Here is a 14,656-nt window from a genome sequence, read left to right as displayed (position 1 = left end):
TCCGAGTCTACCGGCGCGACGCGGTCACGACTCGACGACGACCAACAGGTCACCCGCCTCCACCTGCTGCGTGCTCGGGATGGCCAGACGCTTCACGGTGCCAGCGATGGGCGACGTGATGGCGGCCTCCATCTTCATGGCCTCGATCGACGCCACGGCCTGACCCGCCTCCACCTTGTCGCCCTCGGCGACCTTGAGAGTCACCACCCCCGAGAACGGGGCGGAGATCTGGCCGGGCTTGGCCGGATCCGCCTTCTCCGCCGACAGCGTCGTGACGGCGACGCTGCGATCCCGCACGAAGACGGGACGCAGCTGGCCGTTGAGCGTGGTCATGACGGTGCGCATGCCCTTCTCATCGATCTCGCCGATGGCTTCAAGCCCGACGAAGAGGTCGACTCCGGGTGCGATCGGCACGGCGTGCTCGGTGCCCGGCTTGAGCCCGTACAGGTAGTCGATGGTGTCGACGACCGACAGATCGCCGAACATCTCGCGCACCTGCTCGAACTGCTTGGTCGGGCCGGGGAACAGCAGGCGGTTGAGAGCCGAACGACGCTCCTCCGGTGTGCCCGCCAGCGCCTTCTCGTCGTCGGCGGTGATCGGCTCGACGCCGATCTTGATGTTGCGGCCTTCGAGGATCTTGCTCCGCAGCGGCTCGGGCCATCCGCCGGGCAGGTCGCCGAGTTCGCCGGCCATAAAGCCGATGACCGAGTCGGGGATGTCGAACTTGTCCGGGTTCTGCTCGAAGTCGGCCGGGTCGGCGTTCGCTGCCGCGAGGGCGAGGGCGAGGTCGCCCACCACCTTCGAGGACGGGGTCACCTTCGGCGGACGCCCGAGCATCTGGCTGGCGGCGGCGTAGAGGTCCTCGATCACCTCGAACCGGTCCTCCAAGCCGAGCGCGATCGCCTGCTGGCGCAGGTTGGAGAGCTGACCGCCGGGGATCTCGTGCTTGTAGACGCGGCCGGTGGGGCCCGGAAGTCCGGACTCGAAGGGCCGGTAGGCACCGCGGACGGCCTCCCAGTACGGCTCCAGGTCGCTGACCGCCTGCAGCGAGAGCCCGGTGTCGCGCTCGGTGTGCGCGGTCGCGGCGACGAGGGCCGACAGCGAAGGCTGGCTGGTGGTTCCGGCCATCGGGGCGCTCGCGGCGTCCACAGCGTCGGCTCCCGCGCGCGAGGCAGCCATGAGCGTCGCCAGCTGACCGCCTGCCGTGTCGTGCGTGTGCACGTGGACGGGAAGGTCGAAACGCTCCCGCAGGGCGGTGACGAGCTTCTCAGCGGCTCCGGCGCGCAGCAGGCCCGCCATGTCCTTGATCGCCAGGATGTGCGCTCCGGCGTCGACCATCTGCTCGGCGAGCTTCAGGTAGTAGTCGAGCGTGTACAGCGTCTCGTTCGGGTCGAGCAGGTCGGCCGTGTAGCACAGCGCCACCTCGGCGACCGTGCTGCCGGTCTCGAGCACCGCATCGATCGCGGGTCGCATCTGGTCGACGTCGTTGAGGGCGTCGAAGATGCGGAAGATGTCGACCCCGGTGGAGGCGGCCTCGCGAACGAACGCGCTCGTCACCTCGGTCGGGTACGGCGTGTAGCCGACCGTGTTGCGGCCGCGCAGCAGCATCTGGATCGCGACGTTCGGCAGCGCCTCACGCATGGTGGCCAGACGCTCCCACGGGTCTTCGCCGAGGAAGCGCAGCGCGACGTCGTAGGTCGCCCCGCCCCAGGCCTCGACGCTCCACAGCTCGGGCGTGAGCCGCGCCACGTGCGGCATGACGGCCGTCAGGTCCTTGGTGCGCACGCGGGTCGCGAGAAGCGACTGGTGCGCGTCGCGGAACGTGGTCTCGGTGACCGCCAGCGCCGTCTGCTGACGCAGCGCGGTGGCGAAGCCGACCGGTCCGAGCTCCAGCAGCTTCTGCCGCGTGCCCGACGGCGCCTCTGCGTCCAGGTCGACGGCCGGGAGCTTCCGGGCCGGGTCGATCGCGTGAGCGCCGGATCCGTTGGGCTGATTGACGGTGACGTCGGCGAGCCAGCTGAGGATCTTGGTGCCGCGGTCGCGCGACTCGTGCCCCTTGAACAGCTGGGGACGCTCGTCGATGAAGCTCGTCGACAGGTCGCCGGCGACGAACGCCGGGTCTTCGAGCACCGCCTGCAGGAACGGGATGTTGGTGGAGACGCCGCGGATGCGGAACTCTGCCAGACCGCGCTTGGCGCGCGCGACCGCGGCCGGGAAGTCGCGCCCGCGCGCGGTCATCTTCGCCAGCATCGAGTCGAAGTGCGGGCTGATCTGCGAGCCGGTCTGCACGGTGCCGCCATCCAGCCGGATGCCCGAGCCGCCGGGAGAGCGGTAGGTGGTGATCTTTCCCGTGTCGGGGCGGAAGTTCGCTCCCGGGTCTTCGGTCGTGATGCGGGTCTGCAGCGCGGCGCCGTGCAGGTGCACGGAGTCCTGGGTCAGTCCCAGCTCGGCGAGTGTGGCGCCCGCAGCGATGCGCATCTGCGACTGCACCAGGTCGACGTCGGTGACCTCTTCCGTCACCGTGTGCTCGACCTGGATGCGCGGGTTCATCTCGATGAAGACGTGCTGCCCGGCGCGCTCCCCCGCGGTGTCGAGCAGGAACTCGACCGTTCCCGCGTTGACATAGCCGATCGACTTCGCGAACGCGACCGCGTCGCGGTACATCGCCTGGCGCGTGTCCTCGTCGAGGTTCGGGGCCGGGGCGATCTCCACCACCTTCTGGTGGCGGCGCTGCACCGAGCAGTCGCGCTCGAAGAGGTGGATCGTCTCGCCGGTGGCGTCGGCGAGGATCTGCACCTCGATGTGACGCGGGCGCACGACGGCCTGCTCGATGAACATGGTGGGGTCGCCGAACGCGCTGTCGGCCTCGCGCATCGCCGCTTCGAGAGCACCGCGGAGGTCTTCGCGCTTGTCGACGCGGCGCATTCCGCGACCGCCGCCTCCGGCGACCGCCTTGGCGAAGACGGGGAATCCGATCTCGTCGGCACCGGCGAGCAGCACCTCGATGTCGGTCGTCGCCGGGGTCGACTTGAGCACCGGCACGCCGGCAGAGATCGCGTGCTCCTTCGCGGTGACCTTGTTGCCCGCCATCTCCAGCACGTTGCTGCCGGGACCGATGAACGTGATGCCGTTGTCGGCGGCCGACTGGGCGAGGTCGGGGTTCTCGGAGAGGAATCCGTATCCGGGATAGATCGCGTCGGCGCCGGCCTCCTTCGCGACGCGGATGATCTCGCTGACGTCGAGGTAGGCCCGGACGGGGTGCCCCTCTTCGCCGATCAGGTAGGCCTCGTCGGCCTTGAGACGGTGCATCGAGTTGCGATCCTCATAGGGATACACGGCGACCGTCTTGGCGCCCAACTCGTAGGCGGCACGGAAAGCACGGATCGCGATTTCACCGCGGTTCGCAACCAGGATCTTCTTGAACATTCGGTCCTCTCGGCACGCGGCTGATTTTTGGCTCCTTTCAGATTACTGAAGGTAGGCTCCCTTCTCGTGCACGTACTGAGCGTCAGCTCCCTCAAAGGGGGTGTGGGCAAGACAACCGTGACGCTCGGCCTGGCGTCCGCCGCCTTCGCGCGCGGGGTTTCGACGCTCGTCGTCGACCTCGACCCGCAGTCCGATGTGTCGACCGGAATGGATATCTCCGTTGCGGGTCATCTGAACATCGCCGATGTGCTGGCGTCGCCGAAGGAGAAGATCGTGCGGTCCGCGATCGCCCCCTCGGGGTGGACGCGGGGCCACCGCGGCACGGTGGATGTGCTGATCGGCTCTCCGTCGGCGATCAACTTCGACGGCCCGCACCCGAGCATTCGCGACATCTGGAAGCTCGAGGAGGCGCTCGCCCACGTCGAGCAGGACTACGAGCTCGTGCTCATCGACTGCGCACCCTCGCTGAACGCCCTCACGCGCACCGCCTGGGCGGCGAGCGACCGCGTCACCGTCGTCACCGAGCCGGGACTGTTCTCGGTCGCCGCGGCCGACCGCGCGCTGCGCGCGATCGAGGAGATCCGCCGCGGGCTCTCCCCTCGACTGCAGCCGCTGGGCATCATTGTCAACCGTGCGCGCGTGCAGTCGCTCGAGCACCAGTTCCGCATCAAGGAGCTGCGCGACATGTTCGGCCCGCTCGTGCTCTCACCGCAGCTGCCGGAGCGCACGTCGCTGCAGCAGGCGCAGGGCGCCGCGAAACCGCTGCACATCTGGCCGGGCGAGAGCGCTCAGGAGATGGCGCGGCACTTCGATCAGCTGCTGGACCGCGTGCTGCGCACGGCGAACCTGCAGGACGCGCCGCTCCCGGAACCCGGCGTCGCGCCCGAACCCGAACCCACACCCTAACCCCGCCCCTTCGCCACTTCGCCGAGCGCTACCGAAACTCGCGAGCGCTACCGAAGAACCGACCGCACTCGTGAGTTTGGGTAGCGCTCGGGGGAAGGCGGGGCGAGTTGGGGGCGGGTCAGCTGGCGGCGCGTGAGGCGCGCTTGGCGGCGAGGTCGTCGCGCTGCTCGTCGGCCGTGACCGTGTCGAGGTCGACGAGACTCGTCTCAACCTCGCGCAGCACCTTGCCGACCGCGATGCCGAAGACGCCCTGCCCGCGGCTCACCAGGTCGATGACCTCGTCATCCGACGTGCACAGGTAGACGCTCGCACCGTCGCTCATGAGCGTCGTCTGGGCGAGGTCGTTCACGCCGGACTCGCGAAGCTGGTTGACGGCGGTGCGGATCTGCTGAAGTGAGATCCCGGTGTCGAGGAGTCGCTTGACGAGCTTGAGCACCAGGATGTCGCGGAAGCCGTAGAGGCGCTGCGAGCCGGATCCGGCCGCCCCGCGCACCGTCGGCTCCACGAGCTGCGTGCGCGCCCAGTAGTCGAGCTGTCGGTAGCTGATGCCCGCGGCACGTGCGGCGACGGTTCCGCGGTAGCCCGCGGTGTCGTCCATCTCGGGCAACCCGTCGGTAAAGAGCAGACCGAGGTCGTAGCGCGAGTCCTCGCTGCGTTTCACGTCGCTCATCTGCCATCCTCGATCCGCCGGGGTAACCCTCAGCTTGAAGTTGAAGTTCAACTTCTCGTCTTCCCCCACGGTACCCACGACACGCGGCGGCGACAATCACATCGCGCGCGACACGCGGGAGCGTCGAGCGAATTCGATGAATCAGAGCTTGCTGAGCGCCGAGCGAATCAGGTTGGAGCGCACGATCTCCAGCTGCCCGGCGATCTCGCGCGCCATCTCGCGCGCCTTCGCCCGGCTCGACGAGTCGGTGCGGCGTGCGACCGGAATCAGCGCCGTCTCGATCAGGCCCAGCTCGCGCTCGGCCGACGCGCGGAAGCCGCGCAGGTGTCGCGGCTCGATGCCGGAGCGCTGCAGCTCCACGAGAGCAGTCAGGACGGCGAGGGCCTCGTCACCGTAGTGATCGGCCGGAACGATGAGCGACGCCGAGATCGCGTCGCCGAGCAGGAGCGTCGTCGCCCCGGCCTCGCGGATCAGCTCGTCGCGAGTCAGTCGGCGCTCGGTCGGAAGCATCGACGGACCGAGCACCGCGCCGCCGCCGGGAAGCACCGGATCGCGTCCGGCATCCAGGTCGTCGAGGTAGGCGCGGATGACCTTCAGCGGCAGGTAGTAGTCGCGCTGCATCGACAGCACGAGGCGAACCCGTTCGACGTCGGCATGCGAGAACTTGCGATAGCCCGACTCCGTGCGCGACGGGGTCACCAGCTTCCGCTCCTCCAAGAAGCGGAGCTTCGACGGCGACAGCTCGGGGAACTCAGGATTCAGTCTCGCCAGCACCTGCCCGATGCTGAGCAGCTGCGGGGAGGAGTGGGAGCGCGCTGCGGAAGAACCAGCCGGCATCAGGACGCAGCACCCGCGACATCGGCGCGCGAGGCGTAGAACGTCAGACGGAACTTGCCGACCTGCACCTCGGCGCCATCGGACAGCGGTGCCGCCTCGATGCGCTCACCCAGGAAGTAGGTGCCATTCAACGACCCCATGTCCTCCACGTGGAACGCGGTGCCGCTGCGGACGAAGCGCGCGTGATGACGCGAGACGGTGACGTCGTCGAGGAAGATGTCGGCGTCGGGGTGGCGCCCCGCGATCGTCAGGTCCGAGTCGAGCAGGAAGCGCGCGCCGATGTTCGGTCCACGACGCACGATCAGCAGGGCCGACCCGGACGGCAGAGCCGCGATCGCCTCCTGCTCCTCGAGGCTGATGCCGGCCTCCATCGCGGCGAGCTGCGCGACGAACTCGTCGGAGAAGTGCGCGGTGGTGTCCGCCGGCGGCATCGCCGTCGGCTGCCCGTCGGCGCCGACCTGCGGCGTTTTCGGGGCACCGTTTTCGCCCGTGTCGACCATCACGACCTCCTCTAAGCGTTCAGACTATCGGACGCGCTGCGACCCGATCCCGGAGCGATTCGAACCACTCGAATCGTCTCGCGAAGATACAGGATGCCCGCCCACCAGTACAGGAATGCGCCCCACAGGGCGGCCGACCAGCCGAGCACCGTGGCGACCGGCTCCAGCGCGGCGAAGGCCCCGCCGAGGATCAGCACCGGAAGCGCGAACAGCAGCGCGAAGGTCGCCATCTTTCCCAGGTGGTGCACGTAGAGCGGCCCGTAGCCGTGGTTGGCGAGCACGACCCCGAGCACGATCAGCATCACGTCTCGCGCGAGAATCACGGCGACCAGCCACCACGGAATGAACTGCTGCCAGGCGAGCCCGATCAGCGTGGCCAGAATGTAGAGCCGATCGGCGGCCGGATCGAGCAGCTGCCCGAGCCTCGTGATCTGGTCGAAGCGCCGCGCGACGACGCCGTCGATGAGGTCGGTGACGCTCGAGACGACGAGGATGACGAGGGCCCAGAGGTACTCGGCGGCGATGAGGGTGCCCAGGAACACCGGGATGAGCAGCAGTCGAAGCAGGCTCAGTGCGTTGGGGATCGTCACGATCCGGTTGCTGACCTCGGTCACACGTCCCCTCCTCCTCTGAGTCTAGGGCGACGGAGCCATCTTCACGATTGCAGATTTCTGCACCTGAACGCATCCCCGCCACTGGCTCGGGTGCGGCGGGTCACCGGACCGAGCACGGCGCGAGCACTTAAACTCGCCGCATGTCGTGCATCCGCTTCAACACGCCCGCCCAGCGCGCGCAGATGCGTGCGAATGCTCCGAAGATGCTGACGGCCGAGGAGGCCGCGGCACTCCACCCCGCTCCCCCGGTCACCGAGAGCAAGATCCGTCGTCTGCGCCTGCTCGCCCAGGACAGCAACCCGAAGATCCGGGAGAGCGTCGCGAGCAGCTACCACACGCCCCCCGAGGTGTTCGAGCGTCTGGCGCGCGACAGCGACCCGGGCGTGCGCGCGTGCGTCGCCCGCAACGAGGCGGCGCCATGCGACCTGCTGCGTGAGCTCGCCGGCGACGAGAACGAGTCGGTGCGCGGCTGGGTCGCGGTGAACTTCTACGTGCCCGCGGATGCGATGGAGCGTCTCGCCCAGGACGAGAGCGAGGTCGTGCGCGGTCTTGTGGCGTGGAAGGCCTCGCTCGCCGAGCAGGACGAGCAGCGCTCAGCCGAGCGCGACATCCAGTTCGCGCAGGCGATCTCGTAACGCGGGCCACGAGGCCGCGAAGCCCGGATGCAGCGGCCGGGCCGCGACGTCATCCAACGCCACCCACTCCAGCGCCACGCTCTCCGCGTCGCCGATGACGGGCTCGAAGCGCTCGTCGACGCGCGCCAGGACGGTTGCGTACGACCAGTAGCCGAGATCGTTGACGACGGTCTCGAGCACGTGAACCCGATCCGGGGGAACGCCCGCCTCCTCGTCGGCCTCACGAATCGCCGCCTCGACGGCCGACTCGTCCGGCTTGCGCGCCCCGCCGGGCAGTCCCCAGGTGCCGCCGAAGTGGCTCCAACTGGCGCGCAGCTGCAGGAGAACGCCGGAACCGGGATGCGCGACCAGCAGCCCCGCGGCACCGTAGGTTCCCCAGAACCTCCCGCGTGGCCCGTCCACCCAGGCATCGCCCGGACCGTGCGGCCGCCGAGCGCTGGGGTCATGGCTGGCTCGCGTCACGCCTTCAGCCTAATGAGCGCGACGGGCGCGACGGTCCGTATGCTCGCTGTCGTGAGCGCTCGACTGGACGCCTGGCTGTGGGCCGTGCGGCTGACCAAGACCCGGTCGGCGGCGACCGCCCTCTGCCGCGCCGGCCACGTGCGCGTCAACGGTGATCGAGCGAAGGCGGCGCACGCGCTGTCGATCGGCGATGAGGTGCGAGTGCGTACCGAGGCCGGACCGCGCGTGGTGATCGTGCGACAGCTGATCCGGAAGCGCGTCGGCGCCGCTCTCGCGGCCGAGGCGCTGGAGGACCATTCGCCTCCCCCGCCCCCGCCGGAGGAGCGCTCGGTGGTCGGCGTGCGCGACCGCGGGGCGGGGCGGCCGACCAAGCGCGACCGCCGCGAGCTCGAACGGCTGCGACACCGCGACGAGCTCTAGGCGCCGCGCTCCGCGGGCTCGGAGCTCTCGGCGCGCTGCGCAAGCGCCGTCTCGATCGCCTCGATCACGGCGGGGGCGTCGGGCTGCGTCGTCGGCCGGAAGCGCGTCACGCTGCCGTCGGGTGCGACGAGGAACTTCTCGAAGTTCCACGTCACTCGACCCGCTTTGCCGTGGGCGTCCGGCGTCTCCTTGAGTGCCTGGAAAAGCGGATGCGCGTGCTTTCCGTTGACTTTGACCTTCTCCATGAGCGGAAAGGTCACCCCGAACGTGGTGGAGCAGAACTCCTTGATGTCGTCGGAGCTGCCGGGCTCTTGGCCGGCGAACTGGTTGCACGGGAACCCGAGCACGGTGAACCCGCGCGGCTCGTAGCGCCGCTGGAGGTCTTCGAGCTTCTCGTACTGCGGGGTGAGCCCGCAGCGCGACGCGACGTTGACCACGAGCACGGCACGGTCGCCGAACCGGGTGAGGGTGGTGGGCTCCCCGTCGATGGTGGTCAGTTCGATGTCGCGGATGCCCATGCCTCCACGATATGCGGCGGCCGCCGCGCGCGCTGGCCGAGCGGCGCTGGCCTCGGCTCGATAGCCTGGTTTCATGGCTGCCCCGGAAATGAGCCACGAACCCGACGCACACCGCTACGTGCTCCGCATCGATGGTGCGATCGCGAGCGTGCTGGAATACGCCGAGCAGAACGGCGCGGTGTCGTTCTTCCACACGGTGACCGTGCCGAACCACCGCAATCAGGGCTACGCCGCCCAGCTGGTCGAGTTCGCGGTCGATGATGTGGAGGCCCGGGGCGTGGGGCCGATCCGCGCGGGATGCTGGTTCGTCGCCGACTGGTTCGAGCAGCACCCGGAGCGCGCTGCTCTGCTTGGCTGACCTCGTCCGCATCCGCCCGCGATCCGAGGAGTGACGATGGCGCTCGATATCAAGGACTACGCCCTCATCGGCGACTGCCACACCGGTGCGCTCGTGGGCATCGACGGCAACATCGACTGGCTGTGCCTGCCTCGCTTCGACTCCGCCTCGACCTTCGGCGCGCTGCTCGGCAGCGCCGACCACGGGCGGTGGCGCGTGGGCCCTCGCGACTCGAAGCGATGCACCTCGCGCGCGTACCGGGACGACACCTTCGTGCTGGTGACGCGCTGGGAGACTGCGACCGGCGAGGTCGAGGTGATCGATTTCATGCCGCACGGTGACCGCCGGGCCGATCTGGTGCGCCGCGTGCGCGGCATCTCGGGAACCGTCGCGATGGAGCAGGTGTTCCGCGTGCGCTTCGACTACGCCAACGCGGTTCCGTGGGTGCGCCAGTCGCCTCGCCACGCGGAGGGTTACGACGGCGCGCTGCTCGCCGTCGCGGGGCCGGATGCGCTGGTGCTGCGCGGCCCCGAGATGACACCCGACGATCATGTGCACCGCGTCGAGTTCGAGGTCTCGGCAGGCGAGGTCGTCGACACTGTGCTCACCTGGCACCCGGCCCACCGCGAGCCGCCACCCGCGTTGGATGTCGACGACCAATTGGAGGCGACCGAGGACTGGTGGCGCGACTGGGCGGATCGCTGCGCCGTCTCCGGCCCTTATGAGCATGCCGTGCGGCGCTCGCTGCTGGTGCTGCGGGCGCTCACCCATGAGGACACCGGCGGCATCGTCGCGGCCGCCACCACGAGCCTGCCGGAGGAGCTCGGCGGGGTGCGCAACTGGGATTACCGCTACGTCTGGCTTCGCGACGCGGCGCTCACGCTCGAAGCGCTGATGCTGCACGGCTACGAGTTGGAGGCGCAGGAGTGGCGCAGCTGGCTGCTGCGCGCGATCGCGGGGGATCCCGCCGACATGCAGATCATGTACGGCCTCGCGGGCGAGCGTCGACTCTCGGAGACCACGATCGAGAGCCTCCCCGGGTATCGCGGCTCAGCCCCGGTGCGCGTGGGCAATGGGGCGGCCCAGCAGTTCCAGGGCGACGTCTTCGGCGAGGTGATGCTCGCGCTCGAGCAGGCCCGCACGATCGGCGTGCCGGAGGACTCGTTCTCGTGGTCGTTGCAGCTCGCTCTGATGGATCGCCTCGTCGAGGCGCGGGAGTCGGATGACCACGGCATCTGGGAGATCCGCGGCCCGGTGCGCCGGTTCACCCACTCCCGCGCGATGATGTGGGCCGCGTTCGCGAGCGCGGTGCGGGCCGTGGAGGAGCACGGCCTCGAGGGCCCGGTGGAGCTCTGGCGCGCGCAGTGCGACGAGCTGCGAGCCGAGATCGAGGAGCACGGCTTCAACCGGGAGCTCGGGAGCTTCGTGCAGTACTACGGCGCGACGCACGTCGACGCCTCGCTGCTGCAGCTGGCGCAGATCGGGTTCGTCGAGCCCGACGACCCGCGCATGCTCGGCACGGTGGCTCAGCTCGAGGACGAGCTGCTGCGCGACGGTCTGCTGCTGCGCTACCGCGCCGAGTCGGGCGTCGATGGGCTTCCCGGGGACGAGCACCCCTTCGTCGCGTGCTCATTCTGGCTGGTCGAGCAGTACGCGCGGTCCGGACGGCAGGATGATGCGATCCGGCTGATGGACCGCCTGGTGGGGCTCGCGAACGACGTCGGCCTGATCTCCGAGGAAGTCGACCCGGTGACCGGCGCTCATCTCGGCAACACCCCGCAGGCGTTCTCTCATCTGGCGCTCGTGCGCGCCGCCGACGCGATCGCCGGGGCGACGGAGGCTCGCGGTCAGGATTCCGAGGAAGCCTGACCGGGTAGCAGGCCCGCGGCGCGCGCCGGCTCGGCGTAGGCCTCGGCGAGCGAGGCAACGGTGGCGTGCGCATTGAGCCCGCTCGGGCTCGGCAGCACCCACAGCGGCACTCCCTCAATGCCGTCCACCTGACGGCCGCTCACCGCGCGGGGTCGATCGAATCCGTCGCGGTAGGCCGTGATCCCGACGATCGCAACGACGTCCGGCCGCCAGTCGCGGATGTTCGCGCGCAGCCGTGCGGCCCCGGCGCGAAGCTCATCACGCCCGAGCTCGTCGGCCCGCGCGGTGGCCCGTCGGACGAGGTTCGTGATGCCGACGCCCGCGCCGACGATGCTCGCCCGCTCCGTCTCCGTGAGTCCGCGCGCGAATCCGGGGCGCTCCGGCAGGATGCCGGCCTGGACGAGTGCGGGAAAGAAGCGGTTGCCGGGATGGGCGAACGGCGTTCCGGTGGCCGCCGTCCACAGACCGGGGTTCACTCCCACGAACAGCAGCCGCAGGCCCGGACCGACGAGATCGTCGATCTCGGCGTCTCGAAACGACTCGAGCTCGTCGCGCGTGAACCCCATGTTGCGATTCTCCTTGGAATCTCGGCACGCGGCCGGTTCGTGCGCGACGATCGGGTCATGAACGACCACGAGAAGAAGGGCCCCGACCCGGACGCGGAACGCGGCGAGCGCCAGCACCCCTCCGAGGTGGTGGATCCGCCGCACGACTCGAAGGTGAGCCCGGCGACGGCCAAGGAACCCGAACGACCCGACCCGAACGGTCTCAAGGGCCGCCCGCCGCGTTCCGGCAACTGACCGGGGCCGACACCCGCCTCAGTCGAGTTCGTCGAGAATCCCGCGCACGGCCGCGACGTGGGCGATGCGCGCCTCGCGGCTGTGCGCCAGCGGCTGCACGATGAGGCTCGACACGCCCGCGGCACGGAAGGCGCCGACGCGCTCGCGCACGTGCTCCTCGTCGCCGATCAGCGCGGTCGCCCGGAGCAGCTCGTCAGGCACCGCGGCGGCGGCCCCCGCCTTGTCGCCCGCGAGATACAGGTCCTGGATGCGCTCGGCCTCCGCCTCGAACCCCATCGAGGCGACGACGGTGTTGTAGAAGTTGGCGCCCTTGGCGCCCATCCCGCCGATGTAGAGCGCGGCGCGCGCCCGATAGCCCTCGAGGGCGCGCTCGTGGCCCGGCCCGATGTAGACCGGCAGCTGCACGAGCAGTTCGAGCGGCGGGAGCGTGGCGTCTCGCCGCGCCAGCCCGGCCGCGACCGGCTCACCCCACACCCGGGACCCGAGCTCAGGATGGAAGAACAGCGGGATCCAGCCCTCGGCGATCTCCGCCGCCTGCGCCACGCCCTTGGGGGCGAGCGCCGCGATGTGGACCGGGATGCGCTCCCGCGAGGTCTGTCCGATCATCTTGAGCGGCTTGCCGAGCCCGGTGCCCTGATCGGCCGGCAGCGGAATCGTGTACTGACTGCCGGCGTGTTCGATGCGCTCGCCGCGCCACGCGGCACGGGCGATCTCGATGATCTCGCGCGTGCGGGCGAGCGGGGCGGTGAACGGCACCCCGTGGAAGCCTTCGATGACCTGCGGCCCTGACGCGCCAAGCCCGAGCTCGAAGCGTCCGCCGGAGATGGTGTCGAGGGTGGCCGCGGTCATCGCGATCAACGTGGGCGTGCGCGAGTAGATCGGCAGGATCGCGGCGGCGAGCGTGATGCGATCGGTGCGGGCGGCCAGAAAGCCCAGCTTCGAGACGGCATCGAAGGAGTACGCCTCCGAGACGGTCACCAGGTCGGCGCCGAGCGCTTCGTACTCGACGACGTCGGCGACGGCGTCACGGAAGTCGTCGGCGTAGTCGACGACCACCCCGAGTCGGGGGCGGGTAACGGGCGGGAGCAGCGCAGACGTCGATGTCACGTCGGCGAGTCTATTCGCGCCGAGTGCTATTCCCCGGAGTTCGCCGCGCGGGAGGAACGTCGGCGAACCGCTGCGGGACCGTCGGCGCCAGCCAGAGCCTCACCCGCCGCCTGCCCGACGGCTCGCCCCGTGATCAGTTCCGAGATGTCGACACCGACCAGGTCCTTGATGATCTGACGGGTCGTCGCGAGCTGGCTCTCGAGGTTCTGCCCGATCTGCGCCGTGCCGGTCGCATCGGACGAGATCACCGTCATGTTCTGGATCGCCGCCAGCGGCTCGGCAGCCGCGCGGACGATGTCCGGGAGTTGCGCGATGATCTGCTGACGCAGCAGCTCGGCCGAACGCTCGTCGAGCGCTTCGGCTTGAGCGCGCGACGACTCCGCCTCGGCGTGACCCTTCACCCGGATCGCCTCGGCTTCCGCGTCGCCCTCGGCACGCAGCGCCTCGGCGGCGGCGATGCGTCGGTTCTTCTCGGCGACACCTTCCGACTCGATGGCCTGCGCGGCGGCCTTGCGCGCATCGCGGTCGGCGTTCGCGTTGGCGATCGCGGCCTGCGCATTCGCGTTCGCTCGCTTCTCGATCGCATACGCCTCGGCGTCGGCGACGGCCTTGATCTCGGCATCCAGTTCCTGCGTGCGAAGCCCGACCCGCTTCTGCGCGGTCACCTCCTGCTGCGCCACGACCTCCTGCTGTGCGATCGCCTCGGCGAGCGGGGCCGCCGCCGCGGCTTCGGCGCGCGCTTTGTCGGTCTCCTTCTGGATCTCCGCGTTCCGCAGGTCGAGCTCGCGCTGCGCCTCCGCGACCGCCTGGTCCGCGCCGATGCGGGCCTGCTCCGAGGCTCGACGCGCCTCCGACTCGGCGATCTCGGCGACCTGCTTGACACGCGCCGCCTCGCCGCGCCCGAGGTCGCGAATGTAGCCGTTGTCGTCGTCGATCTCCTTGATCTGGAGGGTGTCGATGACAAGACCCTGCACGTCGAGGGATTCGCGCACCGTCTCGAGGACCTGACCCTGGAGCGCCTGACGGTTGGTGATGATCTCGGTGACGGTGAGCTGGCCGACGATCGAGCGGACCGAGCCGGAGAGCACTTCCTCGGTCGAGGACTCGATCTGGTCCTGCTGGTTCAGGAACCGCTGGGCGGCGGCGCGCACCATCGACTCGCTTCCGCCGACCTTGACGACGGCGACCGCATTCACCTTGATGGTGATCGCGTCACGCGTCTGCGCGGTGGCCTGCACGTTCAGCTGCCGGCTGCGCAGGCTCAGCTTGAAGTGCGCCTCGACGATCGGCTTCACGAACACGCGCGAGCCGAGCACCACCTTCTGCCCCGCACTGGCGTCGAAGTCCTCGCCCTTGCGCCCGCGCTGCTGGCGCGAGGTGACGATGATCGCCTCGTCGGGCTTGGCCACCTTGATCCCGGCCAGGATCACGATCCCGGCGATGATGGCAAGCACCACCACGACTGCCACGAGCACGCCAACGGTCAGAGAGTCCCCCGGAAAGATCATGGGATCAGTATGGCGGATTCGAGCGCACCTCAATACGCGCTCGGCGC

The 14,656-nt window shown here is 69.7% G+C and carries 16 protein-coding genes; 6 read left to right on the top strand and 10 right to left on the bottom strand.

Annotated features, from left to right (window positions below):
- Positions 1-24: 24 nt before the first annotated feature.
- The gene (locus ACR3ZA_RS00770; RefSeq protein WP_473659188.1) at positions 25-3,426 is read right to left on the bottom strand and encodes a pyruvate carboxylase; all 3,402 of its coding nucleotides are present in this window, start codon (positions 3,424-3,426) and stop codon (positions 25-27) included.
- 66 nt (positions 3,427-3,492) lie between these two features.
- Here ACR3ZA_RS00770 and ACR3ZA_RS00765 point away from each other — a divergent pair, with 66 nt between their 5' ends.
- Positions 3,493-4,332 (top strand): AAA family ATPase, encoded by an 840-nt coding sequence (locus ACR3ZA_RS00765; protein ID WP_473659186.1) that lies wholly within the window; start codon positions 3,493-3,495, stop codon positions 4,330-4,332.
- Between the two features lie 118 nt (positions 4,333-4,450).
- Here the strand turns inward: ACR3ZA_RS00765 and ACR3ZA_RS00760 are convergent, their stop codons facing one another.
- From ACR3ZA_RS00760 to ACR3ZA_RS00745, 4 genes are all read right to left on the bottom strand, one after another.
- Positions 4,451-5,002 (bottom strand): MerR family transcriptional regulator, encoded by a 552-nt coding sequence (locus tag ACR3ZA_RS00760; protein ID WP_473659184.1) that lies wholly within the window; start codon positions 5,000-5,002, stop codon positions 4,451-4,453.
- A gap of 141 nt (positions 5,003-5,143) precedes the next feature.
- The gene (gene ftsR, locus ACR3ZA_RS00755) at positions 5,144-5,839 is read right to left on the bottom strand and encodes a transcriptional regulator FtsR (RefSeq protein ID WP_473659182.1); all 696 of its coding nucleotides are present in this window, start codon (positions 5,837-5,839) and stop codon (positions 5,144-5,146) included.
- The gene (locus tag ACR3ZA_RS00750; RefSeq protein ID WP_473659180.1) at positions 5,839-6,339 is read right to left on the bottom strand and encodes an FHA domain-containing protein; all 501 of its coding nucleotides are present in this window, start codon (positions 6,337-6,339) and stop codon (positions 5,839-5,841) included. Before ACR3ZA_RS00750 ends, ftsR begins: the two co-directional genes overlap by 1 nt.
- Positions 6,340-6,350: 11 nt before the next feature.
- Positions 6,351-6,953 carry a CDP-alcohol phosphatidyltransferase family protein gene (locus ACR3ZA_RS00745; protein WP_473659178.1) on the bottom strand — a complete coding sequence of 201 codons (603 nt, stop codon included), beginning with the start codon at positions 6,951-6,953 and terminating at the stop codon, positions 6,351-6,353.
- A 140-nt stretch (positions 6,954-7,093) separates the two neighbouring features.
- On the opposite strand from ACR3ZA_RS00745, the gene ACR3ZA_RS00740 reads away from it, so the two are divergent.
- A complete protein-coding gene (locus ACR3ZA_RS00740) occupies positions 7,094-7,588 on the top strand; it encodes a hypothetical protein (RefSeq protein ID WP_473659175.1) in 495 nt (164 codons plus the stop codon).
- Here ACR3ZA_RS00740 and ACR3ZA_RS00735 read toward each other — a convergent pair.
- A complete protein-coding gene (locus tag ACR3ZA_RS00735; protein ID WP_473659173.1) occupies positions 7,547-8,050 on the bottom strand; it encodes an NUDIX domain-containing protein in 504 nt (167 codons plus the stop codon). The genes ACR3ZA_RS00740 and ACR3ZA_RS00735 overlap by 42 nt on opposite strands.
- A gap of 39 nt (positions 8,051-8,089) precedes the next feature.
- Here ACR3ZA_RS00735 and ACR3ZA_RS00730 point away from each other — a divergent pair, with 39 nt between their 5' ends.
- Entirely contained in the window at positions 8,090-8,470 is a 381-nt protein-coding gene (locus tag ACR3ZA_RS00730) for a S4 domain-containing protein (RefSeq protein WP_473659170.1), read from the top strand.
- Here the strand turns inward: ACR3ZA_RS00730 and ACR3ZA_RS00725 are convergent.
- Positions 8,467-8,988, bottom strand: a complete 522-nt coding sequence (locus ACR3ZA_RS00725) for a glutathione peroxidase (RefSeq protein ID WP_473659168.1) — start codon at positions 8,986-8,988, stop codon at positions 8,467-8,469. The two genes, ACR3ZA_RS00730 and ACR3ZA_RS00725, sit on opposite strands and share 4 nt — an antisense overlap.
- Positions 8,989-9,061: 73 nt before the next feature.
- Between ACR3ZA_RS00725 and ACR3ZA_RS00720 the strand changes: the two genes are divergently transcribed.
- Together ACR3ZA_RS00720 and ACR3ZA_RS00715 are read left to right on the top strand one after the other, a co-directional pair.
- Complete coding sequence (locus ACR3ZA_RS00720; protein ID WP_473659166.1) at positions 9,062-9,346, top strand: GNAT family N-acetyltransferase; 285 nt, start codon at positions 9,062-9,064, stop codon at positions 9,344-9,346.
- Between the two features lie 36 nt (positions 9,347-9,382).
- Positions 9,383-11,194 carry a glycoside hydrolase family 15 protein gene (locus ACR3ZA_RS00715; RefSeq protein ID WP_473659163.1) on the top strand — a complete coding sequence of 604 codons (1,812 nt, stop codon included), beginning with the start codon at positions 9,383-9,385 and terminating at the stop codon, positions 11,192-11,194.
- Here ACR3ZA_RS00715 and ACR3ZA_RS00710 read toward each other — a convergent pair.
- A complete protein-coding gene (locus ACR3ZA_RS00710; RefSeq protein WP_473659161.1) occupies positions 11,173-11,760 on the bottom strand; it encodes a uracil-DNA glycosylase family protein in 588 nt (195 codons plus the stop codon). The genes ACR3ZA_RS00715 and ACR3ZA_RS00710 overlap by 22 nt on opposite strands.
- A gap of 57 nt (positions 11,761-11,817) precedes the next feature.
- Between ACR3ZA_RS00710 and ACR3ZA_RS00705 the strand changes: the two genes are divergently transcribed.
- Positions 11,818-11,994, top strand: a complete 177-nt coding sequence (locus ACR3ZA_RS00705; RefSeq protein WP_473556700.1) for a hypothetical protein — start codon at positions 11,818-11,820, stop codon at positions 11,992-11,994.
- An 18-nt stretch (positions 11,995-12,012) separates the two neighbouring features.
- On the opposite strand, the gene ACR3ZA_RS00700 is transcribed toward ACR3ZA_RS00705, so the two are convergent.
- On the bottom strand, positions 12,013-13,101 hold the full coding sequence (locus ACR3ZA_RS00700) for an LLM class F420-dependent oxidoreductase (RefSeq protein WP_473659159.1): 1,089 nt from the start codon (positions 13,099-13,101) through the stop codon (positions 12,013-12,015).
- 26 nt (positions 13,102-13,127) lie between these two features.
- Positions 13,128-14,609 carry an SPFH domain-containing protein gene (locus ACR3ZA_RS00695; RefSeq protein WP_473659157.1) on the bottom strand — a complete coding sequence of 494 codons (1,482 nt, stop codon included), beginning with the start codon at positions 14,607-14,609 and terminating at the stop codon, positions 13,128-13,130.
- Positions 14,610-14,656 lie beyond the last annotated feature (47 nt).

The sequence above is a fragment of the Herbiconiux sp. J20-20 genome (assembly GCF_057365085.1).
Note: the sequence above shows the minus strand (reverse complement) of the source record. Positions and strands in the feature narration are given on the sequence as shown.

Bases quoted from the DNA above. Each gene is read 5' to 3' on its own strand.
- ACR3ZA_RS00770 (WP_473659188.1), bottom strand. From the start codon at position 3,426: ATGTTCAAGAAGATCCTGGTTGCGAACCGCGGTGAAATCGCGATCCGT.
- ACR3ZA_RS00760 (WP_473659184.1), bottom strand. From the start codon at position 5,002: ATGAGCGACGTGAAACGCAGCGAGGACTCGCGCTACGACCTCGGTCTG.
- ftsR (WP_473659182.1), bottom strand. From the start codon at position 5,839: ATGCCGGCTGGTTCTTCCGCAGCGCGCTCCCACTCCTCCCCGCAGCTG.
- ACR3ZA_RS00750 (WP_473659180.1), bottom strand. From the start codon at position 6,339: ATGGTCGACACGGGCGAAAACGGTGCCCCGAAAACGCCGCAGGTCGGC.
- ACR3ZA_RS00740 (WP_473659175.1), top strand. From the start codon at position 7,094: ATGTCGTGCATCCGCTTCAACACGCCCGCCCAGCGCGCGCAGATGCGT.
- ACR3ZA_RS00730 (WP_473659170.1), top strand. From the start codon at position 8,090: ATGCTCGCTGTCGTGAGCGCTCGACTGGACGCCTGGCTGTGGGCCGTG.
- ACR3ZA_RS00725 (WP_473659168.1), bottom strand. From the start codon at position 8,988: ATGGGCATCCGCGACATCGAACTGACCACCATCGACGGGGAGCCCACC.
- ACR3ZA_RS00720 (WP_473659166.1), top strand. From the start codon at position 9,062: ATGGCTGCCCCGGAAATGAGCCACGAACCCGACGCACACCGCTACGTG.
- ACR3ZA_RS00715 (WP_473659163.1), top strand. From the start codon at position 9,383: ATGGCGCTCGATATCAAGGACTACGCCCTCATCGGCGACTGCCACACC.
- ACR3ZA_RS00710 (WP_473659161.1), bottom strand. From the start codon at position 11,760: ATGGGGTTCACGCGCGACGAGCTCGAGTCGTTTCGAGACGCCGAGATC.
- ACR3ZA_RS00705 (WP_473556700.1), top strand. From the start codon at position 11,818: ATGAACGACCACGAGAAGAAGGGCCCCGACCCGGACGCGGAACGCGGC.
- ACR3ZA_RS00695 (WP_473659157.1), bottom strand. From the start codon at position 14,609: ATGATCTTTCCGGGGGACTCTCTGACCGTTGGCGTGCTCGTGGCAGTC.